The 26513-nt window shown below is 64.6% G+C and carries 26 protein-coding genes and 1 tRNA gene; 19 read left to right on the forward strand and 8 right to left on the reverse strand.

Annotation, left to right across the window (positions count from 1 at the left end):
* Positions 1 to 68: 68 nt before the first annotated feature.
* On the reverse strand, positions 69 to 761 hold the full coding sequence (locus tag BLW40_RS07140) for a YkgJ family cysteine cluster protein (RefSeq protein WP_074766987.1): 693 nt from the start codon (positions 759 to 761) through the stop codon (positions 69 to 71).
* 181 nt (positions 762 to 942) lie between these two features.
* Between BLW40_RS07140 and BLW40_RS07145 the strand changes: the two genes are divergently transcribed.
* The 6 genes from BLW40_RS07145 (at position 943) to BLW40_RS07170 (ending at position 5121) form a co-directional block, all read left to right on the forward strand.
* Positions 943 to 1554 carry an anthranilate synthase component II gene (locus BLW40_RS07145; RefSeq protein ID WP_074766990.1) on the forward strand — a complete coding sequence of 204 codons (612 nt, stop codon included), beginning with the start codon at positions 943 to 945 and terminating at the stop codon, positions 1552 to 1554.
* Positions 1554 to 2603: an anthranilate phosphoribosyltransferase gene (gene trpD, locus BLW40_RS07150; RefSeq protein WP_074766992.1), complete on the forward strand. Its 1050-nt coding sequence runs from the start codon at positions 1554 to 1556 to the stop codon at positions 2601 to 2603. Before BLW40_RS07145 ends, trpD begins: the two co-directional genes overlap by 1 nt.
* A gap of 4 nt (positions 2604 to 2607) precedes the next feature.
* Positions 2608 to 3429 carry an indole-3-glycerol phosphate synthase TrpC gene (trpC, locus tag BLW40_RS07155; RefSeq protein WP_074766995.1) on the forward strand — a complete coding sequence of 274 codons (822 nt, stop codon included), beginning with the start codon at positions 2608 to 2610 and terminating at the stop codon, positions 3427 to 3429.
* Positions 3430 to 3585: 156 nt separating this feature from the next.
* Positions 3586 to 4290, forward strand: coding sequence for a transcriptional repressor LexA (gene lexA / locus BLW40_RS07160; RefSeq protein WP_074767463.1), 705 nt, complete (start codon positions 3586 to 3588; stop codon positions 4288 to 4290).
* Positions 4291 to 4292: 2 nt separating this feature from the next.
* Positions 4293 to 4499 (forward strand): hypothetical protein, encoded by a 207-nt coding sequence (locus tag BLW40_RS07165; RefSeq protein ID WP_074766997.1) that lies wholly within the window; start codon positions 4293 to 4295, stop codon positions 4497 to 4499.
* A 109-nt stretch (positions 4500 to 4608) separates the two neighbouring features.
* Positions 4609 to 5121 carry an Lrp/AsnC family transcriptional regulator gene (locus tag BLW40_RS07170; RefSeq protein ID WP_074767000.1) on the forward strand — a complete coding sequence of 171 codons (513 nt, stop codon included), beginning with the start codon at positions 4609 to 4611 and terminating at the stop codon, positions 5119 to 5121.
* A 341-nt stretch (positions 5122 to 5462) separates the two neighbouring features.
* Here the strand turns inward: BLW40_RS07170 and BLW40_RS07175 are convergent, their stop codons facing one another.
* Genes BLW40_RS07175 through BLW40_RS07185 form a run of 3 tightly spaced genes read right to left on the reverse strand, consistent with a single transcriptional unit; the run spans position 5463 to position 7164 of the window.
* Positions 5463 to 6137: an HAD-IA family hydrolase gene (locus tag BLW40_RS07175; RefSeq protein ID WP_074767002.1), complete on the reverse strand. Its 675-nt coding sequence runs from the start codon at positions 6135 to 6137 to the stop codon at positions 5463 to 5465.
* Positions 6134 to 6562, reverse strand: a complete 429-nt coding sequence (locus BLW40_RS07180; protein WP_074767004.1) for a cupin domain-containing protein — start codon at positions 6560 to 6562, stop codon at positions 6134 to 6136. Before BLW40_RS07180 ends, BLW40_RS07175 begins: the two co-directional genes overlap by 4 nt.
* Entirely contained in the window at positions 6559 to 7164 is a 606-nt protein-coding gene (locus BLW40_RS07185) for a glutathione S-transferase (RefSeq protein ID WP_074767006.1), read from the reverse strand. The genes BLW40_RS07180 and BLW40_RS07185 overlap by 4 nt, the downstream gene beginning before the upstream one ends.
* Before the next feature lie 174 nt (positions 7165 to 7338).
* Between BLW40_RS07185 and BLW40_RS07190 the strand changes: the two genes are divergently transcribed.
* The 5 genes from BLW40_RS07190 to BLW40_RS07210 all read left to right on the forward strand — a co-directional run bounded on the left by BLW40_RS07190 (position 7339) and on the right by BLW40_RS07210 (position 15276).
* Complete coding sequence (locus BLW40_RS07190) at positions 7339 to 7854, forward strand: hypothetical protein (RefSeq protein ID WP_074767008.1); 516 nt, start codon at positions 7339 to 7341, stop codon at positions 7852 to 7854.
* A gap of 119 nt (positions 7855 to 7973) precedes the next feature.
* On the forward strand, positions 7974 to 10208 hold the full coding sequence (locus BLW40_RS07195) for an NADP-dependent malic enzyme (RefSeq protein ID WP_425283704.1): 2235 nt from the start codon (positions 7974 to 7976) through the stop codon (positions 10206 to 10208).
* Between the two features lie 10 nt (positions 10209 to 10218).
* A complete protein-coding gene (locus BLW40_RS07200; RefSeq protein ID WP_074767012.1) occupies positions 10219 to 11628 on the forward strand; it encodes an ATP-binding protein in 1410 nt (469 codons plus the stop codon).
* 281 nt (positions 11629 to 11909) lie between these two features.
* The gene (locus tag BLW40_RS07205) at positions 11910 to 14069 is read left to right on the forward strand and encodes an O-linked N-acetylglucosamine transferase, SPINDLY family protein (RefSeq protein ID WP_170834545.1); all 2160 of its coding nucleotides are present in this window, start codon (positions 11910 to 11912) and stop codon (positions 14067 to 14069) included.
* A 223-nt stretch (positions 14070 to 14292) separates the two neighbouring features.
* Positions 14293 to 15276, forward strand: a complete 984-nt coding sequence (locus tag BLW40_RS07210; protein ID WP_211656740.1) for a methyltransferase domain-containing protein — start codon at positions 14293 to 14295, stop codon at positions 15274 to 15276.
* A gap of 76 nt (positions 15277 to 15352) precedes the next feature.
* On the opposite strand, the gene BLW40_RS07215 is transcribed toward BLW40_RS07210, so the two are convergent.
* Positions 15353 to 15429, reverse strand: a tRNA-Arg gene (locus BLW40_RS07215).
* An 89-nt stretch (positions 15430 to 15518) separates the two neighbouring features.
* On the reverse strand, positions 15519 to 16217 hold the full coding sequence (locus BLW40_RS07220; protein WP_425283700.1) for an SDR family NAD(P)-dependent oxidoreductase: 699 nt from the start codon (positions 16215 to 16217) through the stop codon (positions 15519 to 15521).
* Between the two features lie 128 nt (positions 16218 to 16345).
* On the opposite strand from BLW40_RS07220, the gene BLW40_RS17920 reads away from it, so the two are divergent.
* Both BLW40_RS17920 and BLW40_RS17925 read left to right on the forward strand, forming a co-directional pair.
* Positions 16346 to 16804, forward strand: coding sequence for a GNAT family N-acetyltransferase (locus BLW40_RS17920; protein ID WP_074767019.1), 459 nt, complete (start codon positions 16346 to 16348; stop codon positions 16802 to 16804).
* 10 nt (positions 16805 to 16814) lie between these two features.
* Positions 16815 to 17318, forward strand: a complete 504-nt coding sequence (locus tag BLW40_RS17925) for a GNAT family N-acetyltransferase (protein WP_074767021.1) — start codon at positions 16815 to 16817, stop codon at positions 17316 to 17318.
* A 129-nt stretch (positions 17319 to 17447) separates the two neighbouring features.
* Here the strand turns inward: BLW40_RS17925 and BLW40_RS07235 are convergent, their stop codons facing one another.
* Complete coding sequence (locus tag BLW40_RS07235; protein WP_074767023.1) at positions 17448 to 18254, reverse strand: universal stress protein; 807 nt, start codon at positions 18252 to 18254, stop codon at positions 17448 to 17450.
* Between the two features lie 94 nt (positions 18255 to 18348).
* Entirely contained in the window at positions 18349 to 19533 is a 1185-nt protein-coding gene (locus tag BLW40_RS07240) for an acyl-CoA dehydrogenase (RefSeq protein WP_074767025.1), read from the reverse strand.
* Between the two features lie 189 nt (positions 19534 to 19722).
* On the opposite strand from BLW40_RS07240, the gene had reads away from it, so the two are divergent.
* From had to bcrA, 6 genes are read left to right on the forward strand one after another with little or no spacing between them, the layout of a single operon-like run.
* Complete coding sequence (gene had / locus BLW40_RS07245; protein ID WP_074767027.1) at positions 19723 to 20790, forward strand: 6-hydroxycyclohex-1-ene-1-carbonyl-CoA dehydrogenase; 1068 nt, start codon at positions 19723 to 19725, stop codon at positions 20788 to 20790.
* Positions 20791 to 20824: 34 nt separating this feature from the next.
* Positions 20825 to 21958, forward strand: a complete 1134-nt coding sequence (oah, locus tag BLW40_RS07250; protein WP_074767030.1) for a 6-oxocyclohex-1-ene-1-carbonyl-CoA hydratase — start codon at positions 20825 to 20827, stop codon at positions 21956 to 21958.
* 4 nt (positions 21959 to 21962) lie between these two features.
* A complete protein-coding gene (locus BLW40_RS07255) occupies positions 21963 to 22733 on the forward strand; it encodes a cyclohexa-1,5-dienecarbonyl-CoA hydratase (RefSeq protein ID WP_074767032.1) in 771 nt (256 codons plus the stop codon).
* 2 nt (positions 22734 to 22735) lie between these two features.
* Entirely contained in the window at positions 22736 to 23899 is a 1164-nt protein-coding gene (bcrC, locus tag BLW40_RS07260) for a benzoyl-CoA reductase subunit C (RefSeq protein ID WP_139305531.1), read from the forward strand.
* Between the two features lie 5 nt (positions 23900 to 23904).
* Positions 23905 to 25188: a benzoyl-CoA reductase subunit B gene (gene bcrB, locus BLW40_RS07265; RefSeq protein ID WP_074767036.1), complete on the forward strand. Its 1284-nt coding sequence runs from the start codon at positions 23905 to 23907 to the stop codon at positions 25186 to 25188.
* Positions 25189 to 25202: 14 nt separating this feature from the next.
* Positions 25203 to 26495: a benzoyl-CoA reductase subunit A gene (gene bcrA, locus BLW40_RS07270; protein WP_074767038.1), complete on the forward strand. Its 1293-nt coding sequence runs from the start codon at positions 25203 to 25205 to the stop codon at positions 26493 to 26495.
* The last annotated feature ends 18 nt before the right edge of the window (positions 26496 to 26513 follow it).

Here is a 26513-nt window from a genome sequence, read left to right on the forward strand (position 1 = left end):
GATGGCCCCCCGGGTCAAGCCCGGGGGTGACGGTCCCAAAATCTGACGCACGCTGAACCACCCCGTTGTCAGTCCGCCGCCTCGATCCAGCCATGCAGGCGGACAAGGTCCGGGAAGGGCGTCTCGCCCCGCACCCAGGCGGCGGCGGCCTCGGGACGGTCGAGCACCGCTTTCAGCGCCAGAGCGAACACAAGCGCGGAACAATCCAGCCCGGCCCGATAGAGCGGCCGGGTCATCCCCTGCCCCACCGCGTCGAACACGTGTCGCGGCAGGATCAAAGCGCGGTGGCGGATCGGCGGACCGCCTTCGGGCGGGTCGATCTTGGCGAAGGTGGCCATGCACCAGCGCGTGTCGGGCTGATAGAGTCCCCGACATTTCAGCGGGCGAACCGAATAGATCGCGCAGCCCCCCTCGACCAGAAACGGACAAATCCGCCCGCCCGACCACGCAGCCAGCCGCGAGCGCAACAGGGCCGCGTCCGGACGCTCCCGCAGCCACGCCGCGATCGCGAGAACCTCGATTGTCGAGGCTTCGACCGGCTGGTGACAGCACCAGCCGCACCCTGGGGCGCAGGCCGCGTCTGCGGCAGAAGCGGGATCGGCGGAACGGGCCTCGGCCCACACGCGCTCGGCGGTGCGATGGCACGCGGCGACAGCAGCGATGACGGCGTCGGCCCCCAAGGGCAGCGCGGCGGCGATTATGTCGTGAGCGGCATGCAGGGCGGCGTGGCTCCACCCCCGCTCCGGATCAATCGGTCCCATCCCTCGCTTATACCAAAGAGGCACGCCCTTCGCCATTTCTCCGCCCGTCCCGCTTGACGGGTGGGGGGCCGCCCCGGCATTCTGCCGCGACGGATTTCATCAGTGGACCGGATCCGATTCGTGCCGCCGCGCGCCGGGTGGGCCGGCCCACCAAACCTCTTGACCTGGGCGGGTGCCGGCCATGTTCCTGCTGATCGATAATTACGATAGCTTCACCTACAACCTTTGGCATTATCTGGGCGAGTTGGGGGCCGACGTCGAAGTGCGGCGCAACGATGCGCTGACCGTCGATCAGGCCCTGGCACTCCAGCCCCAGGGGATCGTGATCTCGCCCGGTCCGTGCGATCCCGACCGCGCCGGAATCTGTCTCGACCTGATCGCCGCCGCCGCCACGGCGCGGGTGCCGCTGTTCGGGGTCTGCCTCGGCCACCAATCGATCGGTCAGGCTTTCGGCGGCAAGGTGATCCGCGCCCCCCAGCCGCTGCACGGCAAGATCAGCGCCGTCAGCCACGACGGCACCGGCGTATTCGCTGGCCTGCCCTCGCCGTTCCGCGCCACCCGCTATCACTCGCTGGTGGTCGAGCGTGAGACCTTCCCCGCCTGCCTGCACATCTCGGCCTGGACCGACGACGGTCTGGTGATGGGGCTGGCCCACCGCGAATTGCCGATCTGGGGGGTCCAGTTCCACCCCGAAAGCATCGAGACCGAGCACGGTCACCAGATGATCCGCAATTTCCTCGATTCCACCACGGGCCGCCCGGCGCGCGCCCACCTCGACGGGGCCGCCGCCTGATGAGCATCCAGACCACTCCTCCCGCCGCTCCCGTCACCATCAAGGACGTCCTGGGCCGCCTGGGCGCGGGCCAGACCCTGTCCGAGACCGAAGCCGAGGCGGTGTTCGAGATCATCATGTCGGGCGACGCCACCCCGGCCCAGATCGGCGGGCTGCTGATGGCGTTGCGCGTCCGGGGCGAGACGGTCGAGGAAATCACCGGCGCGGCCCGGATCATGCGGTCGAAGGCGCTGCATATCGAGGCTCCGCCCGGCGCGATCGACACCTGCGGCACCGGCGGCGATGGGTCGGGCACCTATAACATCTCGACCGCCGCCGCCTTCGTCGTCGCCGCCTGCGGCGTGCCGGTGGCCAAGCACGGCAACCGGGCGCTGTCGTCGAAATCGGGCTCGGCCGACGTCCTGACCGCGCTGGGGATCAAGATCGACGCCGACATCGCCTTGGTGGAGGAATCCCTCAACACCAACAATATCGGCTTCCTGATGGCGCCCCGTCATCACAATGCGATGCGCCATGTCGGCGGTCCCCGCGTCGAACTGGGCACCCGCACCATCTTCAATCTGCTGGGGCCGCTGGCCAATCCCGCCGGCACCCGCCGTCAGCTGATGGGCGTCTTCGCCGAACGCTGGGTCGAGCCGCTGGCCCATGTGCTGGGCCGCCTGGGGGCGGACCATGCCTGGGTGGTGCACGGCTCGGACGGGCTGGACGAATTGACCACCACCGGCCCCACCACCGTCGCCGAGTACAAGGACGGCGCGGTCCGGGTCTTCACCGTAACGCCGGAAGAGGCGGGGCTGGCCCGCGCCGTGCCCGACGATCTGAAGGGCGGCGACGCCACAATCAACGCCGACGCGCTGAAAGCGGTGCTGGCGGGCGAACCCGGCCCCTATCGCGACATCGTCGTGCTGAACGCCGCCGCCGCTTTGGTGGTGGCCGGGCGCGCCACCGACCTTGCCGCCGCCGCCCGGCTGGCCGAACAGGCCATCGACAGCCGCGCCGCGATCACCACGCTCGACCGCATGGTCGCCATCTCCAACCGGAATTCCTGATACCATGTCCGAAACCCCGACCGTCCTGGACCGCATCTGTGGCGAGAAACGCAAGCAGGTTGCCGAACTGAAAGGCCGCCGCACGATTCAAGAGCTGCTGAAGCGGGCCGAGGATCAGGCTCCGCCGCGCGGCTTCGCTTTGTCGATGCAGCACCAGATCGACAAGATCGGCTATGGCATCATCGCCGAAATCAAGAAGGCGTCGCCCTCGGCCGGGGTGATCCGCCCCAACTTCCAGCCCGCCCAGTTGGCCCGCGCCTATCAGCGCGGCGGCGCCGCCTGCCTGTCGGTGCTGACCGACCAACGCTTCTTCCAGGGCAGCGACGCCGATCTCGGCGCGGCGCGCTCGGCCTGCGATCTGCCGGTGCTGCGCAAGGATTTCATGGTCGATCCCTACCAGATCGTCGAGGCCCGGGCGCTGGGGGCCGATTGCGTTCTGCTGATCGTCGCCGCGCTAACCGATTCCGAACTGGAACAGATGGAGGGGATCGCGCTCGGCTATGGCATGGACGTCATTCTCGAAGTCCATGACGAGGCCGAACTGGCCCGCGCGCTAAAGCTGAAATCGCCGCTGATCGGGATCAATAACCGCGACCTCAAGATCATGAAGACCGACCTCGCCACCAGCGAGCGGCTGGTGCCGCTGCTGCCCGAGGGCAAGATCGCGATCTCGGAAAGCGGGCTCGAAGGTCCGGGCGACCTGAAGCGGATGGCCGCCCTGGGCGTCCGCCGCTTCCTGATCGGCGAGGCGCTGATGCGCCGCACCGATGTCGAGCAGGCGCTGAAGGTGATGCTGGCCGGAGCCGGAGCCACCCCTCCGGTCTGACGTCGTCGCACTGAGCGGGGCCGTCGTCGCCACAGGCGATTGCCCCGGCGGGCGACAGGCAGAACCGGCTTGACGCGAAATTAGAACAGGGGTAGAACGAAACCGGGACCGTTTGGTCTTTGTTCCGGCTTCGGCCGCTGCGAAAGGATGCCCGGCATGCTGACCCGCAAGCAGTACGAACTGTTGATGTTTATCGACCAGCGCCTGCGCGCGACCGGCGTGTCGCCGTCCTTCGACGAAATGAAGGACGCGCTTGATCTCAAATCGAAATCGGGTATCCACCGTCTTATCACCGGGCTGGAGGAACGCGGGTTCATCCGCCGCCTCGCCCACCGCGCCCGCGCCCTTGAGGTGTTGCGGATGCCCGACAACGCCGCCGATCAGCCGTTGCCGCCGCCGACGCGGGCGTTCTCTCCCACCGTGATCAAGGGTAGCTTCTCGCAGGTTTTGCCCGGCGCGGCGGTGGCTGGTCCTTCTGACGCGATCAGCCTTCCCCTTTACGGCAAGATCGCCGCCGGAACCCCGATTGAAGCGTTGCGCGATCATTCCAGCAGCATCGACGTTCCCGGCGTGATGCTGGGCAACGGCAATCACTATGCCCTGACCGTCGAAGGCGATTCGATGATCGACGCCGGCATCCTCGACGGCGACGTCGTCGTGGTGCGCAGTTGCGAGGTCGCCGAGGCCGGAACCATCGTCGTCGCCCTGGTCGATGACGTCGAAGTCACCTTGAAGCGCCTGCGCCGCAAGGGCGCCTCGATCGCGCTGGAACCCGCCAACAAGAAATACGAGACCCGAATCTTTCCCCCCGACCGGGTCAAGGTTCAAGGTCGGCTGGTCGGCCTGCTGCGGAGGTACTGACCATGGCCTCCCGTCGTCCCCTGCGCTTCGGCTTCACTGTCGACGGGCAGCCGTCGATGGGAGACCATGCCGACATGCGAGTCACCTATCACGGCCGTTTCAACCGAAAAGCCGCCGAAGCCGACGCCCGTCGCCGGTTCGAGGAATGGCGCAGCATCGGCAACCCGCTGGTCCGCCGCTGGTCCGCCGATCAGGTAGTGCTCGCTTGAGCGGCAGAGCGGGATTCATGCAAAAAAATCAGGCAGCGACAAACTCGGGCTTGCTGGGGCGCTCTTCTGTAATATAATTTCGCGCACCCAAGGGTTTCGGAGTTTCTTTATGCAGCGGGTCAAGCTCGACCGCATTGATCGTCGAATTCTCGCCGATCTGCAAGCCGACGGCCGGATGACCAACGTCGAACTGGCGCGCCGGTCAGGGATATCGGCCCCGCCCTGCTTAAGGCGGGTACGGGCCTTGGAAGAGGCCGGGTACGTGCGGGGATATCACGCCGACATTGATCCGGCGGCGCTCGGCTACAACGTCACCATCTTCGCCCATGTCGGCCTCAGTTCTCAGGCCGAAAGCGACCTGAAGGCATTCGAGGATCTTGCCAACACCTGGCCCGAGGTCCGCGAGTGCCACATGCTGGCCGGTGAAATGGATTTCCTGCTGAAGATCGTCGCCCACGATTGGGACGATTATCAGCGCTTCCTGACCACCCGCCTGACCGCAGCCCCCAATATCAGCCACGTCAAAAGCGCGCTGGCGATCCGCAGTGCCAAGGTCCAGCCCGGCGTGCCGATCGAACTCGACGGCCCCGGCGATTTCGACTCCGTCGCCGAGGACGAGTAACACCGCCTGTCCACCGGCCGCTGCCGTCATGACCGACACGGGCATGACGGCAGCGGCCGGTGTGCGATCGCTTTCCCCGTCTCCCGTGAAAAAGTCCCTCGCTGTCGCTCGGTGTACTTTTTCCCGTTGGATTAAAAGGAGAAAAATGGGCTAGGGGCGGCCCAGCGCCCATTTTTCGTGTTGTCTGTTTCACCAGCCTCCGAAGCCGTGGGCGTCGCCCATCGGCCTCGGAGGGAACCAAATCCATCCCCGCGCGGAAAGCTTGATTGAGCACGGGGATTCTTTTTGAACCGGGGAAAAGTACACTGAGGCCAAAGGCCGAAGGACTTTTTCACGATCCCTTATCCCCGAGCGGCCGCCCGCACCCGGCGCAGTCGGTCGAGATCGACCGACCCAAGGTCGGGATAGACCACCAGAGCCCCGGTGAAATCGTCGCCCCCGGTATAGACGCTTTCGCTCACGACCACGTCCAATCCGGCGGCGCGGGCGGCCTGAACGCCGTGAGCCGAATCCTCGATCACCAGACATTGCCGGGCTGGCAAACCCAGCCGTTCCAGCACCATGTGATAGACCGACGGGTCGGGCTTCTTCTTTGGCGTATCCTCGCCACTGACGACGACATCGAACCAGTCGCACCGCTTGGCCCCCAACAGCGCAGCGATATTGGCGCGGCTGGTGGTGGTGGCCAACGCCAGCTTTAGCCCCTCGGCCCGAGCCTGCGCGATCAGCGGCAGGATTCCCGGCCGCAACGACAGCGCGCCTTCGGACGCCATCCGGGTGTAATGGGCGGTCTTGGCGGCATGCAGGGCGGCGATCAGCGCGTCGCTGGCATCGGGCGCAAACGCCCGCAAACGCTCGCGCCCGCCCGCGACCTTCAGCAGGTCGCGGTAGAGCGGGCGGTCCCAATGCCAGTCGAGGCCGTTTTCGACAAAGGCGTGATTAAAGGACTCGCGGTGGACTTCCTCGGTCTCGGCGAGGGTTCCGTCAACGTCGAAGATCAGGGCAGCCAGGCTCATGAAGGGGGGCTCCAATCCGGTGGGGCCAGTTCGAAACCGGCGAAGGAAAAGGCGGGGGAGACGGTGCAGCCGACCAGACTCCACTCTCCCTGCGGCTGAGCGGCCTGCCACACCCCCGGCGGGACGATGCCCTGGGGGAGGTGGCCCTGGCCGAGATCGGGGCCAAGGATCAGCGAGCGCTCGGCGTGACCGTCCTCGGACAGGCACAGGCGCAACGGCGCTCCGGCATGGAAATGCCAGATTTCCGTGGCGTCGATCCGGTGCCAGTGCGACCGCTCGCCCGCCCGCAGCAGATAGAGGATCGCGGTTCCGGCCCCGCGCTGGTTCGGCACGTCGGGGCGATGCCGCCACGTCTCGGTATAATGACCGCCTTCGGGATGAGGCCGCAGCCCCAGGCGGGCGATGATGTCGTCGGCGCTGGTCATACGACGGGCACCGTCGCCGCAACCGAAGGACGATTCGACAGAACCGCATACCACGTCGCCAAAGCGGGATAGCGCTCGCGCCAAGCCGATTGGGGGAACCGGAAATCGAGATAGCCCAGCACGGCGACAATCGCGATCTGGCCGATCAGGAAGCTATCGCCCCAGGCGGCGACCTCGTCCTCCAACTGGGCCAGCCCGCGCTGAACGGCGGCGTCCTGCCGCGCGACCCAGTCGGGCCAGCGTTTGTCCTCGGGGCGCATCGTCGTCTCGATCCGCATAGCCAGCAGAGCGTCGAGGATGCCGTCGCCCAACGCTTCCAGCCGCTTTTGGGTCCAGCGGACACCGCCCGCAGGCGGAACCAGCTTCTGCCCATCATGGAGCGAATCGAGATATTCGCAGATCACCGGCGAATCGTAGATCGCCTCGCCCCCATCGGCGATCAAGGCGGGCACCTTGCCCAGCGGATTGTCGCTGCCGACATCGGTGGCGGGATCCCAGACGTTGGTCGGCACCGCCTCGATCCGATCAGTCAGCCCGGTCTCAAAGGCGACGATCCAGACCTTGCGGGCATAGGGGGAGGTGGCGGAAGTACGCAGCTTCATCGGAGCCTCATGCGGCCAAAAGGATCACACAGGGTTGGCCGCGCCGATCCGGGTGTCAAGGCCCCCATCTGAACTGTCATCAGTTTAGACCCTAGGCACGGTGCCCGGCATGGGTCACAATCGGCACCGCTTGAAGACCCTACCGGTGACGACGTTCTCGAGGAGACCCCACCCATGACCACCGCGACATCCCCCCGCGCCCCCCTGCTGCGCGAGGCGGTCGGCACCTTCGCCGACCGGGCCCATTTCGAGTCGGCGGTGGATGCCTTGATCCGAGCGGGATTCGAACGCCACCGCCTGTCGGTGCTGGCCTCGCACGATTCGCTCGAGGTCGCCTCGGCCGGACAGCGTTCGTGGCGCGACGGTCTGGTCGCCCTGGTCGGTGAACTGAAATACGAAGGCCCGCTGGTCGCCGCCGGTCTGATCGCGATCGCCGCCGGTCCGGTTGGAGCCGCGATCGCCGGTCTGATCGCCGCCGGTGTCGGCGGGGCCGCGATCAAGGAAGTCCTGGACGAAGTGTCGGCCCTGCCGGATTCGACCGATTTCGCCCGGGCGCTCGCCGCCGGAAGCGTCATCTTGTGGGTCGGCATCGACACCCCCCAGGACGAGGAAACCGCCACCCGCCTGCTGCAAGCGGCGGGCGGGAGCAATGTCCACCTGTTCGAGCGATCCGCTTCCCTTCCGGCCTGACCGCCGGCAAGGCCCCCCAGACGGAGACGACGACGATAATGAGCACCTCTTTTAACACGTCCAGCGCCAGCGAAGAGCAATTGAAGGGCACAACCGCCCTGGAACGCGACACGCTGCTGATGCACGCCTCGGGACGCCCCGGCAAGATCGAGATCGTTCCGACCAAGCCGATGGCGACCCAGCGCGACCTGTCGCTGGCCTATTCCCCCGGCGTCGCCTTTCCGTGCCTGCACATCGCCCGAGACCCATCGCTGGCCTACGATTACACCGCAAAGGGCAATCTGGTCGCGGTGATCTCGAACGGCACCGCCGTGCTCGGCCTGGGCGATCTCGGCGCGCTGGCCAGCAAGCCGGTGATGGAAGGCAAGGCGGTGCTGTTCAAGCGCTTTGCCGACGTCGATTCGATCGATCTCGAAGTCGATACCCACGATGTCGATGAGTTCATCAATTGCGTCCGCTATCTGGCCCCCAGCTTCGGCGGCATCAACCTCGAAGACATCAAAGCCCCGGAATGCTTCATCATCGAGCAGCGCCTGCGCGAATTGATGCCGATTCCGGTGTTCCATGACGATCAGCACGGCACCGCGATCATCTCGTCGGCGGGCCTGATCAACGCGCTGGAACTGACCGGGCGCGACATGGCCACCACCAAGGTCGTCGTCAACGGCGCGGGCGCGGCGGGCATCGCCTGCCTCGAACTGATCAAGAGCCTGGGCATCCGACACGAGAACGTGACTCTGTGCGACACCAAGGGGGTGATCTATCAGGGCCGTTCGGAAGGGATGAACCAGTGGAAGTCGGCCCACGCCATCGACACTCCGGCCCGTACCCTGTCCGAGGCGCTGATCGGTGCCGACGTGTTCTTTGGCCTGTCGGTCAAGGGCGCGATGACCCAGGAAATGGTCAAGACGATGGCGCCCCGCCCGATCATCTTCGCGATGGCCAACCCCGATCCGGAAATCACCCCGGAAGAGGTCAAGGCGGTGTGCCCCGACGCGATCGTCGCCACCGGCCGTTCGGATTATCCCAACCAGATCAATAACGTGTTGGGCTTCCCCTACATCTTCCGCGGCGCGCTCGACGTCCGCGCCTCGACCATCAACGAGGCGATGAAGGTCGCCGCCGCCAGGGCGATCGCCGCGCTGGCCCGCGAGGACGTTCCCGACGAAGTCGATGCCGCCTATTCCGGCCGCCGCCTCCGCTACGGGGCCGATTACATCATCCCGGTGCCGTTCGATCCCCGTCTGATCTCCGCCGTCCCCCCCGCCGTCGCCAAGGCGGCGATGGATAGCGGCGTCGCCCGTCGCCCGATCATCGACATGCCCGGCTACAGCCGCGACCTGTCGGCCCGGCTCGACCCGGTCGCCGCCGGAATGCAGGCGATCACCGAGGCGGTCCGCGCCAACCCCAAGCGGGTGGTGTTCGCCGAGGGCGAAGAGGAAAAGCAGATCCGCGCCGCCGTCGCCTTCAACAATGCCGGTCTTGGCCACCCGATCCTGATCGGGCGCGAGGACCGCATCCGCGAAACGATGCGTTCGATCGGCCTGCCGGTCGCGGAATCGCTCGAAATCGTCAACGCCCGCCTGTCGCCGAAGACGAAGGACTATACCGACCTGCTCTATCGCCGCCTCCAGCGCAAGGGCGCGCTGTATCGCGACGCCCAGCGGCTGGTCAACCAGGAGCGCAACATTTTCGGCGCGCTGATGGTTGAATCCGGCGATGCCGACGCGATGGTCACCGGCCTGACCCGCAATTACTGGCAGGCGTTCGACGAGATCAAGCGGGTGATCGACCCCGCGCCGGGCGAACTGATGTTCGGCATGACCGTCTTCGTCGCCAAGGGACGGGTGGTGTTCGTCGCCGACACCACCGTGCTGGAGCGGCCGACCCCGGTCCAGTTGGCCGACATCGCGGTGCAGACCGCGCACAAAGCCCGCCAGATGGGCCACGAGCCGCGCGTCGCGATGATCAGCTACTCGACCTTCGGCAATCCCAGCAACAACCGGGCCGAGCGCGTCCGCGAGGCGGTCGATATCCTCGACGCCCGCAAGGTCGATTTCGTCTATGACGGCGAGATGAGCCCCGACGTCGCCCTCGACCCGGAATTGCTCAGCCACTACCCGTTCTCGCGGCTGAAGGAACCGGCCAACGTGCTGGTGATGCCCGGTCTCTATTCCGCCACGATCAGCTCGAAGCTGCTGCAAAAGCTGGGAGCGGTGCCGGTGATCGGTCCGATCCTGGTCGGTCTGTCGCGTCCGATCCAGGTCACCTCGATGGATGCCAGCGCCACCGACATCGTCACCATGGCGGTGCTGGCCTGTCACGATGCCTTGAAGCGCGAAACGGGGAAATAAAGGACCGCGGATGATCAATCGCAATCCCGCCGCCGCCGGCAGAGTGCTGTCGGTGGCGGTGTTGCTGTCCAGTCCGACTGGAATCGTTCTTTTGGTTCTGGCCGCCCAGGGGACGGTCCACGCTGCGTGGGCCGTCTTGGTCTGGCTGGGCGTCACGCTGATCCTGGCCCTGGTGGTGCGGGCGCATCTGACCCGGCTGGCGACGCTGGCCGAGTGGGTCCGCGCCCTGGCGCTCGGAACCGAACAAGGGCCGCCGCCCGGCCGCGACGATATCACCCTGGCCGGAACCGCGATCGCCGTCGGCGGGCTGCGCCGGGTGTGGCAGCAAAAAACCGCTGAACTGACCAGCACCGCCCGCTGGAACGAAAGCCTGCTCGACAATCTGCCCGATCCGCTGCTGCTGCTCGATCCCAGCCGCCGGGTCGTCCGCGCCAACAAGGCGGCGCGGCTGTTGTTCGGCCGCGAGTTGGGCGGGCGCGACATCTCCTCGTTTCTGCGTCACCCTTCCGTCCTGGAAGCGGTCGAGGCGGTGCTGACCGGCGCGAACAGCCGGGAATGCGAGTTCACTCAGCCCGTCCCGCTCGAACGGGTCTTCCTTGCCCGCGTCGTCTGTCCCGGTGGTCTTCCGCCCGATGGGGCGGCGGCGATGCTGACCCTGCACGATCTGACCGACGTCAAGCGGATCGAGCGGATGCGGGCCGATTTCGTCGCCAATGCCAGCCACGAACTCCGCACCCCCTTGGCCGCCGTCGCCGGATTCATCGAGACCCTGCGCGGTCCCGCCCGCGACGACGAGGAGGCGCGTGACCGCTTCCTCGCCATCATGGCCGAGCAGGCCCAGCGGATGAGCCGCCTGATCGCCGATCTGTTGTCGCTGTCGCGGATCGAGTTGAACGAACACACGCCGCCGCGTGAAAAGGTCGATCTTGGACGGCTGCTGATCACCGCCGCCGAGGTGCTGCGCCCGCTGGCGCAGGGGCGCGGGATGGAGATCGTGCTGGAGATCGACCCCGACCTCGACACCATCCTCGCCCAACCCGACGAGATGGCTCAATTGTTCCAGAACCTGCTCGACAACGCCCTCAAATACGGGCGCGAGAACAGCCCGGTCCTGGTCACCGCCATCGCCGCCACGCCCGCCGAACTGCCGGTCAACGCCGGAGCGGCGCTGAAATCCGGCCCGGCGCTCAAGGTCTCGGTGCGCGATCAGGGCGAGGGCATCGCCCGCGAGCATCTGCCCCGCCTGACCGAGCGTTTCTACCGCGCCGATGCCGCCCGCTCGCGCCGGATGGGCGGCACCGGGCTCGGCCTCGCCATCGTCAAGCACATCGTCAACCGCCATCGCGGCCTGCTGACGATCGACAGCGTCGTCGGCCAGGGCTCGACCTTCACCGTCTGGCTGCCTGCGATCGAACGGTGACCGTCGCCTAGAGTTTGTCCGGGTTAAGGATAACACCCGGCCCTTCCATCCCCATGGCGTCGTCCAATCCAATGCGTCCAATGACGTTTCGGCGGGGCCACATGGCCCCTGGGTCAAGCCCGAGGGTGACGGCCCCAAACGGCGATACCGTCAAATTCCGAAAAACTCTAACTGGCGACAAACGGACCAAACCACCGCCAATAGTGTGACTTGGGTCGTGTTTACGGGCTATATTGCCATTGGGATAGATGGACGGCCCCAATGACCACAGCGAGACAGCAATGAACCGCAAACAACGCCGGGCTCAGGAAAAGCATGGTCCTGCCCCGATTGCACCGGGGGCGGCGGCATCCATTCCCAAGATGCTCACCGAAGCCTTTCAGCACCATCAGGCCGGGCGTCTGAGCGAGGCCGCTCAGCTCTATCAGCAAATCCTGGGGCTCGATCCCCGTCACGCCGACAGCCTGCACCTCCTCGGAAACGTCGCCTATTCGGTTGGACGCCATGATTTAGCCGTCGATCTGATCAATCAGGCGATCGCGGTCAATGCCAAGGTCGCGATGTACCATTGCACCCTTGGCAATGCGCAGAAAGAGTTGGGGCGGCTGGACGATGCGATCTCGTGTTGGCGTCGGGCGCTGGCGCTCAAACCCGACTATCCCGAGGCGCATTCCAATCTGGGCTTGGTCCTGCGGGAACAGGGCCGCATCGACGAGGCGGTTGCCCATTGCCGCAAGGCCATTGCCCTGAGGGCGGATTTTCCAGAGGCGCACAACAACCTTGGCTCGGCGGTGCAAGCACAGGGGCGGCTGGACGACGCGGCCGCGGCCTTTCGCCAAGCCATCGCCCTTCGGCCGGATTACACCGAGGCCCACTCCAACCTGGGCATCGTGCAGCAAGATCTGGGGAGACCGGACGAGGCGCGGGCAAGCCACCTCCGCGCCCAGGAGACGCGGCCGGGTTCACTCCGCTACAGTTGCAACGCCCAGCTCTTTATGCCGATCATCGCCGACTCGACGGAGGCGATAGCCGTCTCGCGAAAGCGCTATGAGGCAGGGATCGGCGCTCTGACGGACTCGCCGCCGTTTCTGGACGTCTCGATCAAGGATGTGAACCCCCGCTCGTTCTACCTCGCCTATCACAACGTCGATAACCGCCCGGTGATGGAGGCGCTCCACCGCCTGTTTCGGGCCAAGGTCGGGGGGCTGACCTTCACCGCGCCCCATCTGGCGGGCTGGCAATCGCCCGCTGTCCGGGGGCGGCGGGTCAGGGTCGGGTTTCTATCCGAATTCCTGGTCGGCCATACTGTCGGGAACCTCAACCAGGGTTTTATCGAGCATCTCGACCGCGACCGTTTTGACGTCGTGCTGATTCACACCGCACATGCCAAGCGCGACGCCTTGAGCAACATTCTGGATCGGCTGGCTGACACCTCCCTCACCCTGCCCCACAGCCTGGAAGCCCAACAGCAGGCGGTGGCGGCGGCAGAATTGGACGTCCTGATCTACCCCGATATCGGAATGGCGCCCTCGACCTATTTCCTGGCTTACGCCCGCCTTGCCCCGGTGCAGGCGGTGATGTGGGGACACCCGGACACGACGGGTCTCGATTCGATTGATTACTTTGTATCGTCGAAATCGATCGAGCCGGATAACGCACAGGACGTCTACACCGAGAGATTGATTCGTCTCGACCGGCTGAATTGTTACTACACTCCGCCTCAGGCGCCCACGGACATCTTGAGCCGAGCCGAGCTTGGCTTGCCTGAGACGGGTATCTTGTACGGCTGCCCCCAGAGCTTGTTCAAGTTCCACCCGGATTTCGACGCGGTGCTCGCCGCGATCGCTTTGGGTGACCCGACGGGCCGGATCGTCCTCATCGCGGGCGACAATGCGAGTTGGGCCGAGCAGATTCGCGCAAGGTGGCAAAAGACCGACCCGATCTTGCTGGAGCGAACCCTGTTCCTGCCCCGCATGCCGCGCGATCGGTTCGTCATGATGCTCGCGCACATCGACATCTTGTTAGACCCCATTCATTTCGGCAGCGGCAATACCCTGTACGAGGCGATGGTGGGGGGGACGCCGGTGATAACCTGGCCGGGTCAATTCATGCGGGGCCGGATCGTGGCCGGGGCGTACCGACAGATGGGGATCGCCGACGCCCCGATTGCCCCCCGGATCGAGGATTATGCGCCTCTGGCCCTGGCTCTGGGACGTGACCCCGACCGTCGCGAGGCGTTGCGCCAGTCGTTGCGGAGCGCGGCAGGCCGGGACTTGTTCATGGACATGAGCGCTGTTCGGGGAATCGAAGCCTTCCTGGACGCGGCGGTGGCGGCGGCCGGACGCGGAGAGAGGCTACCGACCGACTGGCACCCGGATCTTCAGGCCGGACAGAGCCCCGAGGGGGGCTCCAGAGAGACAGGTGGGCCACATGCCGGTTGAATTCTTCTCGGCGAATTGTCCCGCTTGCGGACATCACGTCGCGGTTCCGTTTTTCGACGGGGGACAGCACCCCCTGGCAACCTTGGCTTGGCCGAGCACCGCAAATGCGGCACGGACTCTGCCCCGTTTGCCGCTCGATTTCGTGATGTGCGTCGAATGCGGCCACGTATTTAACCGGTCTTTCGACTATGCCGCCGTCCCGTACTCAGAAAAACCCAACTTGATGTTCAACCGTGGTGTCGCCTGGTCCGGCTTTTTGCAGGGTGTGCGCGATACGATCCTGTCCGGATTGTCGGCGCACCCGGTGGTGGTCGAGATCGGTCATGGCGACGGCAGCTTTCTTGCGGCTTTGGCTGGCGAGCGGGCGGCGGGCCGGTATATCGGCTTCGATCCCAACGGCGCGGCCTCGGGCCATGGCAATGTCGAATTCCGCAGCGAATTGTTCGACCCGGCGCGGCACCTCGCCGAATTGCGCCCGGAGCTAATCATCAGCCGCCATGTGCTGGAGCATCTGGTTAACCCCGTCGGCTTCATCCAAGGAATCTCATTCGCGGCGTCGATGCAGGGGCTGGTGCCCCGCATGTATATGGAAGTGCCATGCATTGATGCCGCAATCGCCGGCGGACGCTCGGTCGATTTCTATTACGAGCACGGCTCGCAATTCACCACGACGTCGTTCCAACGCATGCTAACGCGGGCCACCGCCAAGATTTTGGAGATTGGCCACGGCTATGGCGGCGAAGTGGTCTTTGGCTTCGCCGAATTGGGCGCTCCCGGCCACACGGTTGCCCAGGCGCGGGTTGCCGCATCGTTCCGTGATGCGGCAAGGGCATCGGTAACGACAATCGTCGGTCAGTTGGCGGCCCTGCACAGTGCGGGCAGCCGGGTGGCGATCTGGGGCGGGACCGGAAAGTCCGCCGCGTTTATGTCCCGCTTTTGCGTCGATTCAGAGCGGTTTCCGCTGGTGGTGGATTCCGATCCGGCCAAGGTCGGCACCTTTGTTCCCGGCACCGGGCAGGAGATCCGCTTCCGCGACTGGTTGCGGCATCACCCGGTTGACGTGGTGATCATTCCGCCGCAATGGCGAGCCGCCGACATCGTGGCCGAGATGGCCGCGAACGGACTCACCGCCGGTCAGGTTCTGATCGAACATTGTGGCCGCTTGATCGACTTTGCCCAAGACGACCACCCCTATCGCAGATCGTAATCCCAGGAGCACGGCGCGGAACCCCGCCGCCTCGTCATCCGAGTTACGACCCGCACTTTGAAATATAAGGAGAATTTGGCGTCCCGGAAGGGATTCGAACCCCTGACCTACGGTTTAGGAAACCGTTGCTCTATCCTGCTGAGCTACCGGGACGCGAGCGCATTGAGAGCGCGGGGTTTATAACATTATCGCGAGGGAAGACGGAAGCCCCGATCGGACCGGGCCGCGCCCGCCGCTTGGTCTCAGATGTATTGTCCGGAATCGACTTTGAGGACATGCCCCGTCACCATCCGGGCAAGGTCGGACAGAAGGAACAACGTGGCGGCGGCGATGTCGTCCGCCTCGGGGAGTTGCTTCAAGGCGCTCTCCTCCACGGCCTTGGCGCGAAATTCCTCGGGAAGCTGTCTGGCCATCTCGGTCAGAACCATCCCCGGCGCAACCGCGTTGACGGTTACCCCCTTGGGGCCGAACTCGCGGGCGGCGGTTTTGGTCAGCGCAATCAATCCGCCCTTCGAGGCGGCGTAATTGGCCTGCCCGAACTTGCCGCGCATCCCATTGATCGAGACGATGTTGACGATCCGACCGTAGCCAAGCGTTGTCATCGCCGGTGCCACCGCGCGGATCAGGTTGAAGGCTCCGGTCAAATTGACCTGCAAGACCTGCTGCCATTCGTCGTCGCTCATTTTGAGGAGCGAGCGGTCGCGGGTGATTCCGGCATTGTTGACCAACAGCGATGCCGGTTGCCCCAGCGACGCCACCGCCTCGGCCACCGCCCCGCTTTCGCAGACATCGACCGGGTGGAACACCTGCCCGGGACCGGCCTTGCCCGCCCGATCAAAGACATGGACCTCGGCACCTCCGGCGGTCAGTCCATTGGCGATGGCCGCGCCGATCCCTTGGCTCCCACCGGTAACGATGGCGATCCGGCCTGTGAAATCCAACCGCTGCACCTTCATCCTGAGCCCGCCCCTTGACTTGTCGATCGGTTGCGGTAATCTCGTACCACAATATGACTTTGTTACGGCGTTGCCCTCCGATTGTCAAGCCAACGAACCAGCCAGAGGACAAAATGAACATATCCGTCATCACCGTCGATCTGACGTCGGAGGCTGATCTGGAAGCCGTCGTCGCCCTGGACAGCCTTATTTCCGGCCAATCGCGCCGGGGGTTCTACATCAAGAAATTCGCCGCCGCCCGTCGCTCCCCCGAAACCTTCGTGTTCCTGCGCGCGTCCGTCACCGACCGCGTTGACGGCTACCTGCTTGTCCGCATCGTCGATGGCGAGTTCGGGGCCACCCGGCCCGCGGCGGTGATCGAAGCGATCGGAACCAACCCCGCTTTGCGCGGCAAGGGGATCGCCCACGCGATGATGGCCGAACTTGAGACCCGTCTTGCCGCCCGAGGGGTGCGCGAAATCCACTCCGAGGCCGAGTGGACGGAAAACGACCTGATCCGCTTTTTTGCCTCGTCGGGTTTTCACTTGGCGCCCCACCAGATTTTGGGCCGCGCCGTCACGACTGAATTGTGAGGCTATCGTCATGACGTCCATCGAACTCGATTTCAGTGCCGCCAGTGGTGACGATGCCGAGGCGCTTTCGCGTGACCGGATTCCCGTTCGCTCGATGACCGAGGCCGATCTGCCCGCGATCATCGCCACCGACAGCAAGATCACCGGACGCGACCGGTCCGCCTATTGCCGCGACAAGCTGGCCGAAGTCCTGAATGAAAGCGGCGTTCGCGTCTCGCTGGTCGCCGAGATCGACGGTCAATTCGCGGGGTTTGTCATGGCCAGGGTCGATTACGGCGATTTCGGCCGCGCCAATCCCGTCGCCGTGATCGACACCATCGGAGTCCTGCCGCTGTTCACCCATCGCGGCGTCGGCCGGGCTCTGATCAGCCAGTTGATGGTCAACCTGTCGTCGCTGCGGGTCGAGCGGGTCAAGACCCAGGTTTCATGGGATGAGTTGCCCCTGGCGTCGTTCCTGCACGGTCTGGGCTTCACCCCGTCGCAGCGTCTGTCGTTCATCCGCCGCCTCGCCTGAGCTGCGGCCTGGATTATACCGGCGAACAGGTCGGATCAACGGTTCGCCGGTCTTTCCCCCTCCCCTCAGCCAGCCAGTCCGCCCCATACGGTCGGAAGGGAAATGGAGAGGGCCGTCGGAGGGTAAGCGTCAGCACGACATGAAGACCGGGAGCGGCATGTGGCGAAGGATGAAGTCCGCCGCCGATCCTCGGGCGCGGGAGCGGCTTTTGACCGACGCTCCGATCGCCAGCAGATCGGCACCGATGTCGCAGGCATGAGACAGCAGAAGATCCATGTCGCGGATATTGTCGCGGACCAGATGAATCTCGGTCGCGACAACGCCCCATTGCGACAAATGCTCGACCATATCGACCGGCGGCGCGTTGACGGGACGCAAGGTCGGATCGCGCTTTTCATGGATGGTGACCAGAGACACCGACTGGGCCGCCCGCAACAGCGGCAGACCGTCATGGATAACCCCGGCCGCCTCCCGTCCGGCGTTCCAGCCGACGACGATCCGGTTTCCCAAATCGCGATAGGCTCCGACCCGCGGAACGATCAGAACCGGGCGTCCGCTTTGCTGCACCGCCTGATCGACAAGGGAGGCAGGCGAGACTCCGTCCTCGTCCTCCTGTCCGACGACCACCAGATCGAAGTAGCGGCTGCACAGCCGGACCGTCGCCAAAATCCGGTCGTCGTCGCCGTGATCCACCTGCCACCACCGCGAGGCCACGCTGGCTTCGGCGGCGGCAAATTCGAACAATGCCCGCGCCTCATCGGCGGACTCGAGAAGATATTGGCTGGATTTCCGCGCCAGAACCGAGGAAACGGCGCGGTCGGTTCGGCAAAACAGCGCCGTCACCCGCGCGCCGAAGCGTCGGGCCAAATCCATCGCCACGTCGCACCGGGCCGCCGTCCGCGCCCCTCCGTCCAGATGCACCAGGATGTCGCGCATCCCCTCCTCCCTGTTTGCCAAGTCCGTGGACCGATGTGCAAAACAAGACCTCCACGGGCCGGACAAAGCCCGACCCGTAGAGGTCTTCCCCCCGTCAGGCAAAGGCGCTCAGCCCCGTCATCGCCCGCCCCAGGATCAGGGCATGGACATCGTGGGTGCCCTCATAGGTATTGACGGCTTCGAGATTCATCGCGTGGCGGATAACGTGAAATTCGTCGGCGATGCCATTGCCGCCGTGCATGTCGCGAGCAATACGGGCGATGTCGAGCGCCTTGCCGCAATTGTTGCGCTTTAGCATCGAAATCATCTCCGGGGCCATCCGCTTCGCATCGAACAGCCGCCCCAGCCGCAGGCAGGCATGCAGGGCCAGGGCGATCTCGGTCTGCATGTTGGCCAGCTTCACCTGGATCAACTGGGTGTTGGCGAGCGGTCGCCCGAATTGCTTGCGGTCGAGCGTGTATTGACGGGCGGCGTGCCAGCAGAATTCGGCCGCCCCCAGCACGCCCCAGGCGATGCCGTAGCGGGCCCGGTTAAGACAGCCGAACGGACCTTTCAGCCCCTCGACATTGGGCAGGAGGGCGGAATCCGGCACGAACACCTCGTCCATCACGATTTCGCCGGTGATCGAGGCGCGCAGGCTGAACTTGCCCTCGATCTTGGGGGCCGACAGACCCTTCATGCCCTTTTCGAGAATGAAGCCCCGGATCACCCCGTCATCGGTCTTGGCCCAGACGACGAAGACGTCGGCGATCGGCGCGTTGGTGATCCACATCTTGCTGCCGGTCAGCAGATAGCCGCCATCCACTTTCCGGGCGCGGGTCCGCATGCTGCCGGGATCGGACCCGGCGTCGGGTTCGGTCAGGCCGAAGCATCCGACCATTTCTCCGCTCGCCAGTTTGGGCAGGTAGGTCTGGCGCTGCTCCTCGCTGCCATAAGCGTGGATCGGATACATCACCAGCGAGGATTGCACGCTCATCGCCGAGCGGTAGCCGGAATCGACCCGTTCGACTTCGCGGGCGATCAGGCCGTAACAGACATAGGAAACATTGGCCCCGCCATATTCCTCGGGCAGGGTCGGTCCCAGAAAGCCGAGTTCCCCCATCTCGGTCATGATCTCGCGGTGAAATATTTCGTGCCGGTTGGCATCGACGATCCTGGGCAGAAGTTTCTCCTGACAATAAGCCCGTGCCGAGTCGCGGACCATTCGCTCGTCCTCGTTTAGGCAATCGTCAAGCAACAACGGGTCTTCCCAAGCAAAATGGTGCTTTTCGGCCGACATCAATACTCTCCCCGTTAAGGTTCCCAGTCTTCCTGGTCTGATGGGCAAATGGAGAATGCCTCCGCTCCCCCTGTTTCGAAAACCGCTTGACGCCAAAAAATGCATTATGGTACGTCAATGCCATTATCGTAATCGCAGCGTTGCGGTTCCGTCAAGAGGCGGTCGCTGCACCGACAGGGGGGAAGGGACATGTCAATCAAAGCGCATCGCTGGGTGATGACGAATGTCGGCGATCCGATGGGACGCGAGGAGGTCGAAATCGCGCCGCCGCTCCCCGGCCAGGTGCTGGTTGAAATCGCCGGTTGCGGCGTCTGCCATACCGATCTGGGGTTCCTGTATGACGGCGTCCGCACCAATCTGCCGCTGCCGCTGACCCTGGGGCACGAGATCAGCGGCCGGGTGATCGCCGCCGGGACCGGGGCGGATGAGTGGATCGGGCAGGCGGTGATCGTTCCCGCCGTCATCCCTTGCGGCGAATGCGACGCCTGCCGCCGCGGCAAGGGCACCATCTGTGCCCACCAGCTTATGCCCGGCAATGACATCCAGGGCGGATTTGCCAGTCACATCACCGTTCCCGCCCGGGGATTGTGCCCGGTAGACGAGGCAAGGCTGGCCGAGATCGGCCTGACCCTGGCCGATGTCTCCGTCGTCGCCGACGCGGTGACCACGCCCTATCAGGCGGTTGTCCAGGCTGGTATCGCCCCGGGGACGCTGTGCGTCGTCATCGGGGCCGGGGGCGTCGGGGGTTATTGTGTCCAGATCGCCGCCGCGTTCGGGGGGACCGTTGTCGCCATTGATGTCGATGACGCCAAGCTCGACGCGATCTCCCACCACGGCGCCGCCCTGACCATCAATTCCCGTCAGCTCGATGCCAAGACGCTGAAGAAGCAGATTGCAGCCTTCGCCCAACAGCGCGGCCTGTCTTCCCGCGAATGGGTGATCATGGAATGCTCCGGCACCGCCGCGGGCCAGCAAACCGCCTGGTCCCTGCTGGTGCACGGCGCCACCCTGGCCGTGGTCGGCTTCACCATGGACAAGGTCGATATCCGCCTGTCGAACCTGATGGCCTTTCATGCCCGGGCGCTGGGCAATTGGGGCTGTCCGCCCGAGCTTTATCCCGACGCCCTCGCCCTCGTCCTCGACCGCAAGATCGAGTTGGGCGCGTTCGTCGAACGCCACCCGCTGGAGCGCATCAACGACGTCTTCGACGCCGCCCACCGCCACCAATTGCGGCGGCGCGCGGTGCTGGTGCCCTGATCCAATCTCAATCAATCAAGAAGAGGGGAAGACCATGATTGCGGATACCGCATCAATCGTCAGGGCCACCGCACCGGCGGAGCTTCATGACCACAATCTTGTGCCGTTCAGCGTGGTGCCGGGGGTTCTTTACGAGAAGCGTCCGGCCAAAACGCCCGATGGCCAGACCGTGTCCGGCCTGTTCAACGCCTGGATCACCCTCGACAACCCCAAGCAGTTCAATTCCTACACCACCGAAATGGTGAAGGGGGTGATCCTCGCCTTCCGCGAGGCGTCGAACGCCCGCGACGTCGTCGCCGTGGTGTTCACCGGATCGGGCGACAAGGCGTTCTGCACCGGCGGCAACACCAAGGAATATGCCGAATATTATGCAGGCAATCCGCAGGAATACCGCCAGTACATGCGGCTGTTCAACGACATGGTCTCGGCGATTCTCGGCTGCGACAAGCCGGTGATCTGCCGCGTCAACGGCATGCGGATCGGCGGCGGCCAAGAGATCGGCATGGCCGCCGATTTCTCGATCGCCCAGGATCTCGCCCGCTTCGGCCAGGCCGGTCCCAAGCACGGCTCGGCCCCGATCGGCGGTGCCACCGATTTCCTGCCGCTGATGGTCGGCAGCGAGCAGGCGATGATTTCCGGTTCCCTGTGCGAACCATGGTCGGCGCACAAGGCCTATCGTCTCGGCCTGCTCACCGACATCGTTCCCGCGCTCAAGGTCGATGGTCACTTCGTCGCCAACCCGACGATCATCACCGACCGGTATCTCGACGAGTGGGGCCGCATCGTCCATGGCGAGCCCCGAACCGGCGCCGAACTGGACGCGGGCAAAGCGCTGCTGAAGCAGGGCGAGGTCGATCTGTCCCGGCTCGACGCCAAGGTCGAGGAGATTTGCGCCAAGATCGTGCTGACCTTCCCCGATTGCTTCACCAAGACCATCCAGGAATTGCGCAAGCCGAAGCTCGCTGCCTGGAACGCCAACAAGGAAAACAGCCGCGACTGGCTCGGTCTCAACATGATGACCGAGGCTCGTAGCGGCTTTCGCGCCTTCAACGAAGGCCCCAAGGACAATCGCGAGATCGACTTCGTCGCGTTGCGTCAGGCGCTGGCCAAAGGAACGCCGTGGAGCCCCGATTTGATCGAGTCGCTGATCCCGGGCCAGGGGAGCTAAGACGATGTCCGACTCCCCCCTTAAAATCTGGCGCGAGCGCGACGGGACATTGCTGCGTCTGCGCCTGGACCGTCCCAAGGCCAACATCGTCGATGCCGCGATGATTGCCGCGCTCGACGAAGCCCTGGCGGCTTCCCAAGACGATAGTGCGGTGTTGGCGGTTCTGCTCGACCATGAGGGACCGCATTTCAGCTTTGGCGCCAGCGTCGCCGAGCATGTGCCCGACCGATGCGCCGCGATGCTGACCAGCCTGCACGCCCTGGTGTTGCGGATGGTGGCCTACCCGGTTCCGATCCTGGTCGCGGTGCGGGGGCAGTGCCTGGGCGGCGGGCTTGAAGTCGCTATCGCCGGTCATCTGATCTTCGCTGCTCCCGACGCCAAGCTGGGCCAGCCCGAAATCCAACTGGGGGTGTTCGCGCCAGCGGCGTCGTGCCTGCTGCCCGAACGGATGCCGCGCGGCGCGGCGGAAAGCCTTCTGTTTTCGGGCCAGCCGATCAGCGGAGCCGAAGCGTACCGCCTCGGCCTCGCCCATCAGGTTGCCGAAAATCCCGAGGCGGCGGCCCTGGCCTATTTCGATGCCGCCCTGGCCAAGCACAGCCCGTCGTCGCTGCGCTTTGCGGTGCGGGCGGCCCGGCTTGGTCTGGGCGACCGGGTCAAGGCCAAGTTGGCCGAACTCGAACGGCTTTACCTGACCGACCTGATGGCAACCCACGACGCGGTCGAAGGGCTGACCGCGTTTCTTGAAAAGCGTCCGGTGAAATGGGAGGCAAGCTGACCATGTCGATATCCGCAGACATCATCGCCCGGTGCCAGTCGATCTACGAGGATCTCGATTTCGGCCTCGCCCGCGCCTGGAAGGCGGCAGTACCGGGGCGCAAGGTCGTCGGCTTCCTGCCGCTGTACGTTCCGCTTGAGATGATCCACGCCGCCGGGTGCCTGCCGCTGGGAATCTTCGGCGGGGGCGACCGGATGGAGGTGATTCACGGCGACGCCTATTATCAAAGCTACATTTGCCGTATCCCCCGCTCGACCATCGAGCTTGGCGTCAGCGGGCGGCTCGATGTCGCCGACGGGATGATCTTCCCCTTCGTCTGCGACGTGATCCGCAATTTGTCGGGGATGTGGAAGATCATGTTCCCCCAGGTCTGGACGAAATTCTTCGACACGCCGCAGAATTTCGATCCCGCCATCGGCGGAGCCTATTATGTCGAGGAACTGCGCGAACTGAAGCAGGGGCTGGAACAGCTCACCGGACGGACCATCACCGACGACGACATCCGCCATTCGATCGGACTCTATAACGAGAACCGCCGTCTGGTGCGGTCGGTCTACGCCTTCCGCGCCCAAGCCCCGTGGAAAGCCCCCGCCTCCGACGTCTACCTGCTGATGCGGGCCGGTTTGATGATGCCGGTGGAAGAGCACAACCGGATGCTGGCCGACTACCTTGCCGCCATCGAGGCGGAGGACCGGCCGCGCCGGGACAATGTCCGCATCGTTATCTTCGGCTCGTTCTGCGAGCAGCCTCCGCTCAACCTGATCAAGTCGATCGAGATGGCCGGATGCTACATCGTCGATGACGATTACGCCCTGGTGAACCGCTTCCTGACCGAGGACGTCGCCGTCGAGGGAGACCCCCTCGAAGCCTTGTCGCTGAGTTATCTCCGCCATTCGGTCGAGACCTCGTGCAAATACGTCCCCGACGAGGCGGAAAAGGGCCGCTTCCACATCGAGGCGGTCAAGGCCGCCGGGGCCGAGGGGGTGATCTACGCCACCCCAAGCTTCTGCGACCCGGCCCTGCTCGACCGCCCGATGATCTGCGGTCGGCTGTCGGAAGCCTCCATCCCCTTCATCTCGTTCAAATATGCCGAGAATTCCGGCCAGATGCAGCCGATCCGCGAGCAAGCCGGCACCTTCGCCGATTCCATCAAGCTGTGGAGCTGATCCCCATGAGCGAAGCCGTCAAAGAACCGTCGATGTTGATGCAAAAGGAAATGATCGCCCGCAATTACGAGGCGATCACCTCCAAGCACGAGACCGGCCGCAAGGTGTCCTCCACGTTCGTTCCGGGCAATCTCAACGAATTGCTGATGTGTTTCGACATCGTCAACAACCTGCCCGAGATCAATGCGATCCAGGGCGGCATGCGCAAAGCCTCGGGCGGCTTTATCATGGAGGCCGAGAAATCGGGCCATTCCGAGGACGTCTGCACCTACGTCAAGGCCGATATCGGCCAGATGGCCAAAGGCAACATCGCCCCCAACGGCAAGCCGTTTCCCGCGCCCGACGTGCTGCTGCTCAGCTACACCGGCTGCTACACCTTCATGAAATGGTTCGAATTGCTGCGGGCCGAGTACAAATGCCCGACCCTGATGCTGCATGTCCCCTATGAAGGCGACGGGCATGCCACCAAGAACATGCGCGACTACATCGTCAAGCAGTTGAAAGAGGTGGTGATCCCCGGACTTGAACAGGTCTCCGGCGTCAAGTTCGACATCGACCGCCTGCGCGGCTATCTCAGGGCCTCGGCCCGGGCCGAAGACAATCTGGTCTGGTGCCTGGAGCAGGGCAAGAACAAGCCATCGCCGATCGATGCCTATTTCGGCGGGGTCTATTACATCGGCCCGATCTTCACCGCGTTTCGCGGCACCGAGGATGCGGTGACCTATTACGAGACGCTGCGCCGCGAGGTTCAAGAGCGGATCGACGCGCGGCAGGGTCCGCTGACCCCCGAGGGAACCAATTTCAACGACCAGAAATATCGTCTGGTCGTCGAAGGGCCGCCCAACTGGACCCATTTCCGTGAGTTCTGGAAGATGTTTTACGACGAAGGGGCCGTCGTCGTCGCCAGTTCCTACACCAAGGTCGGCGGCATGTACGACCAAGGCTTCCGCCACGATCCCGACAATCCGCTGGAGAGCCTCGCCGATTACTGCCTCGGTTGCTACACCAACCGCAACCTTCCGACCCGGGTCGATATCCTTGCCAAATATATCGAGGAATACGAGGCCGACGGCCTGCTGATCAACTCGATCAAAAGCTGCAACAGCTTCTCGGCCGGGCAATTGATGCTCATGAAGGAAGTCGAACGACGCACCGGCAAGCCCAGCGCCTTCATCGAAACCGATCTGGTCGATCCGCGCTATTTCTCCGCCGCCAACGTCAAGAACCGTCTCGAAAGCTATTTCCAGATGATCGAGCAGAAGCGCCAGGGCGCTCGCTCCGCAGCCTAAGGGAGGGTGCACTCATGCGTTGTTTCATCGGCATTGATCTCGGTTCCACCACCACCAAGGCGGTGGTGATGGATGAGTCCCTCGAAGTGCTGGGGCGCGGCATCACCAATTCGCGCTCGAACTACGACACCGCCGCGGCGGTGTCGAAACAAGAAGCGTTGATCGACACCCGGTTAACCTTGTTCCGCCGGGCGCTTGGCTCGGTGCCCGAGGTCGCGGGTCAAGTCGATACGATCCTGGCCGACCTGGAGCGGAATTTCCGCCATGTTCAATTCCTCGAACAACTGGACGACCTTGAACGCACCTGCATCGGCAACATCAAAGGCCCCCGCTTTGCCGGGTGCGAGCGGGCGGTGATCGAGGCGTTGGAAGCCACCTTCGCGCGGCTGAGGAGCAGTTCCGCCGCCCAATACGCCCCCGGAATCAAACGCAAGTCGGACTTCTTTCGCGACCTGGCCGGGGCCGAGTTCATGGTCCACGGCGATGCGGTGTGCAAGGAGGCCGGGCTCGGCTTCGACCTGATCCTCAACGTCTACGACAAGTCGATCATCGAGGTCGAGAACCGGCCGCCTGCGGGCGACATGGAGGGCAAGTTCATCCGGGCGCTCGAAAAGGGCACGATGCGCAGCAACACCATCTTGAAGCCGGTGCAGGACGCGCTGGCGATCCCGTTGGAGGAAACCTACGTCGTCGGCACCGGCTATGGCCGGGTCCGGCTGCCCTTCCCCAAGGAGCATATCCGCTCGGAAATCCTCTGCCACGGCCTCGGTGCCCACATGATGTATCCGGACACCCGCACCGTGCTCGACATCGGCGGTCAGGACACCAAGGGCATTCAGGTCGATGCCAGCGGCATCGTCGAGAATTTCCAGATGAACGACCGCTGCGCCGCCGGGTGCGGCCGCTATCTCGGCTATATCGCCGACGAAATGAACATGGGGCTGCACGAACTCGGGCCGCTGGCGATGAAATCAAGCAAGTCGGTGCGGATCAACTCCACCTGCACCGTGTTCGCCGGGGCCGAGTTGCGCGACCGCCTTGCCCTGGGCGAAAAGCGCGAAGACATCCTGGCCGGTCTGCACCGCGCCATCATCTTGCGGGCGATGTCGATCCTCAGCCGGGCCGGTGGCGTCAAGGACCAGTTCACCTTCACCGGCGGCGTGGCCAAGAACGAGGCGGCGGTGCGCGAGTTGCGCGCCCTGATCAAGGAAAATTACGGCGACGTTCAGATCAACATCAACCCCGACTCGATCTACACCGGAGCACTGGGCGGGGCCACCTTCGCCGTGCGCGCCGTGGTCAACTGAGCAGCGGAAGGAACACGA

Origin of the sequence: Magnetospirillum fulvum, from assembly GCF_900108475.1 — a bacterium.
In the GTDB taxonomy this organism is placed as follows: domain Bacteria; phylum Pseudomonadota; class Alphaproteobacteria; order Rhodospirillales; family Magnetospirillaceae; genus Phaeospirillum; species Phaeospirillum fulvum_A.

Bases quoted from the DNA above. Each gene is read 5' to 3' on its own strand.
- BLW40_RS07140 (WP_074766987.1), bottom strand. From the start codon at position 761: ATGGGACCGATTGATCCGGAGCGGGGGTGGAGCCACGCCGCCCTGCAT.
- BLW40_RS07145 (WP_074766990.1), top strand. From the start codon at position 943: ATGTTCCTGCTGATCGATAATTACGATAGCTTCACCTACAACCTTTGG.
- trpD (WP_074766992.1), top strand. From the start codon at position 1,554: ATGAGCATCCAGACCACTCCTCCCGCCGCTCCCGTCACCATCAAGGAC.
- trpC (WP_074766995.1), top strand. From the start codon at position 2,608: ATGTCCGAAACCCCGACCGTCCTGGACCGCATCTGTGGCGAGAAACGC.
- lexA (WP_074767463.1), top strand. From the start codon at position 3,586: ATGCTGACCCGCAAGCAGTACGAACTGTTGATGTTTATCGACCAGCGC.
- BLW40_RS07165 (WP_074766997.1), top strand. From the start codon at position 4,293: ATGGCCTCCCGTCGTCCCCTGCGCTTCGGCTTCACTGTCGACGGGCAG.
- BLW40_RS07170 (WP_074767000.1), top strand. From the start codon at position 4,609: ATGCAGCGGGTCAAGCTCGACCGCATTGATCGTCGAATTCTCGCCGAT.
- BLW40_RS07175 (WP_074767002.1), bottom strand. From the start codon at position 6,137: ATGAGCCTGGCTGCCCTGATCTTCGACGTTGACGGAACCCTCGCCGAG.
- BLW40_RS07180 (WP_074767004.1), bottom strand. From the start codon at position 6,562: ATGACCAGCGCCGACGACATCATCGCCCGCCTGGGGCTGCGGCCTCAT.
- BLW40_RS07185 (WP_074767006.1), bottom strand. From the start codon at position 7,164: ATGAAGCTGCGTACTTCCGCCACCTCCCCCTATGCCCGCAAGGTCTGG.
- BLW40_RS07190 (WP_074767008.1), top strand. From the start codon at position 7,339: ATGACCACCGCGACATCCCCCCGCGCCCCCCTGCTGCGCGAGGCGGTC.
- BLW40_RS07195 (WP_425283704.1), top strand. From the start codon at position 7,974: ATGCACGCCTCGGGACGCCCCGGCAAGATCGAGATCGTTCCGACCAAG.
- BLW40_RS07200 (WP_074767012.1), top strand. From the start codon at position 10,219: ATGATCAATCGCAATCCCGCCGCCGCCGGCAGAGTGCTGTCGGTGGCG.
- BLW40_RS07205 (WP_170834545.1), top strand. From the start codon at position 11,910: ATGAACCGCAAACAACGCCGGGCTCAGGAAAAGCATGGTCCTGCCCCG.
- BLW40_RS07210 (WP_211656740.1), top strand. From the start codon at position 14,293: ATGTTCAACCGTGGTGTCGCCTGGTCCGGCTTTTTGCAGGGTGTGCGC.
- BLW40_RS17920 (WP_074767019.1), top strand. From the start codon at position 16,346: ATGAACATATCCGTCATCACCGTCGATCTGACGTCGGAGGCTGATCTG.
- BLW40_RS17925 (WP_074767021.1), top strand. From the start codon at position 16,815: ATGACGTCCATCGAACTCGATTTCAGTGCCGCCAGTGGTGACGATGCC.
- BLW40_RS07235 (WP_074767023.1), bottom strand. From the start codon at position 18,254: ATGCGCGACATCCTGGTGCATCTGGACGGAGGGGCGCGGACGGCGGCC.
- BLW40_RS07240 (WP_074767025.1), bottom strand. From the start codon at position 19,533: ATGTCGGCCGAAAAGCACCATTTTGCTTGGGAAGACCCGTTGTTGCTT.
- had (WP_074767027.1), top strand. From the start codon at position 19,723: ATGTCAATCAAAGCGCATCGCTGGGTGATGACGAATGTCGGCGATCCG.
- oah (WP_074767030.1), top strand. From the start codon at position 20,825: ATGATTGCGGATACCGCATCAATCGTCAGGGCCACCGCACCGGCGGAG.
- BLW40_RS07255 (WP_074767032.1), top strand. From the start codon at position 21,963: ATGTCCGACTCCCCCCTTAAAATCTGGCGCGAGCGCGACGGGACATTG.
- bcrC (WP_139305531.1), top strand. From the start codon at position 22,736: ATGTCGATATCCGCAGACATCATCGCCCGGTGCCAGTCGATCTACGAG.
- bcrB (WP_074767036.1), top strand. From the start codon at position 23,905: ATGAGCGAAGCCGTCAAAGAACCGTCGATGTTGATGCAAAAGGAAATG.
- bcrA (WP_074767038.1), top strand. From the start codon at position 25,203: ATGCGTTGTTTCATCGGCATTGATCTCGGTTCCACCACCACCAAGGCG.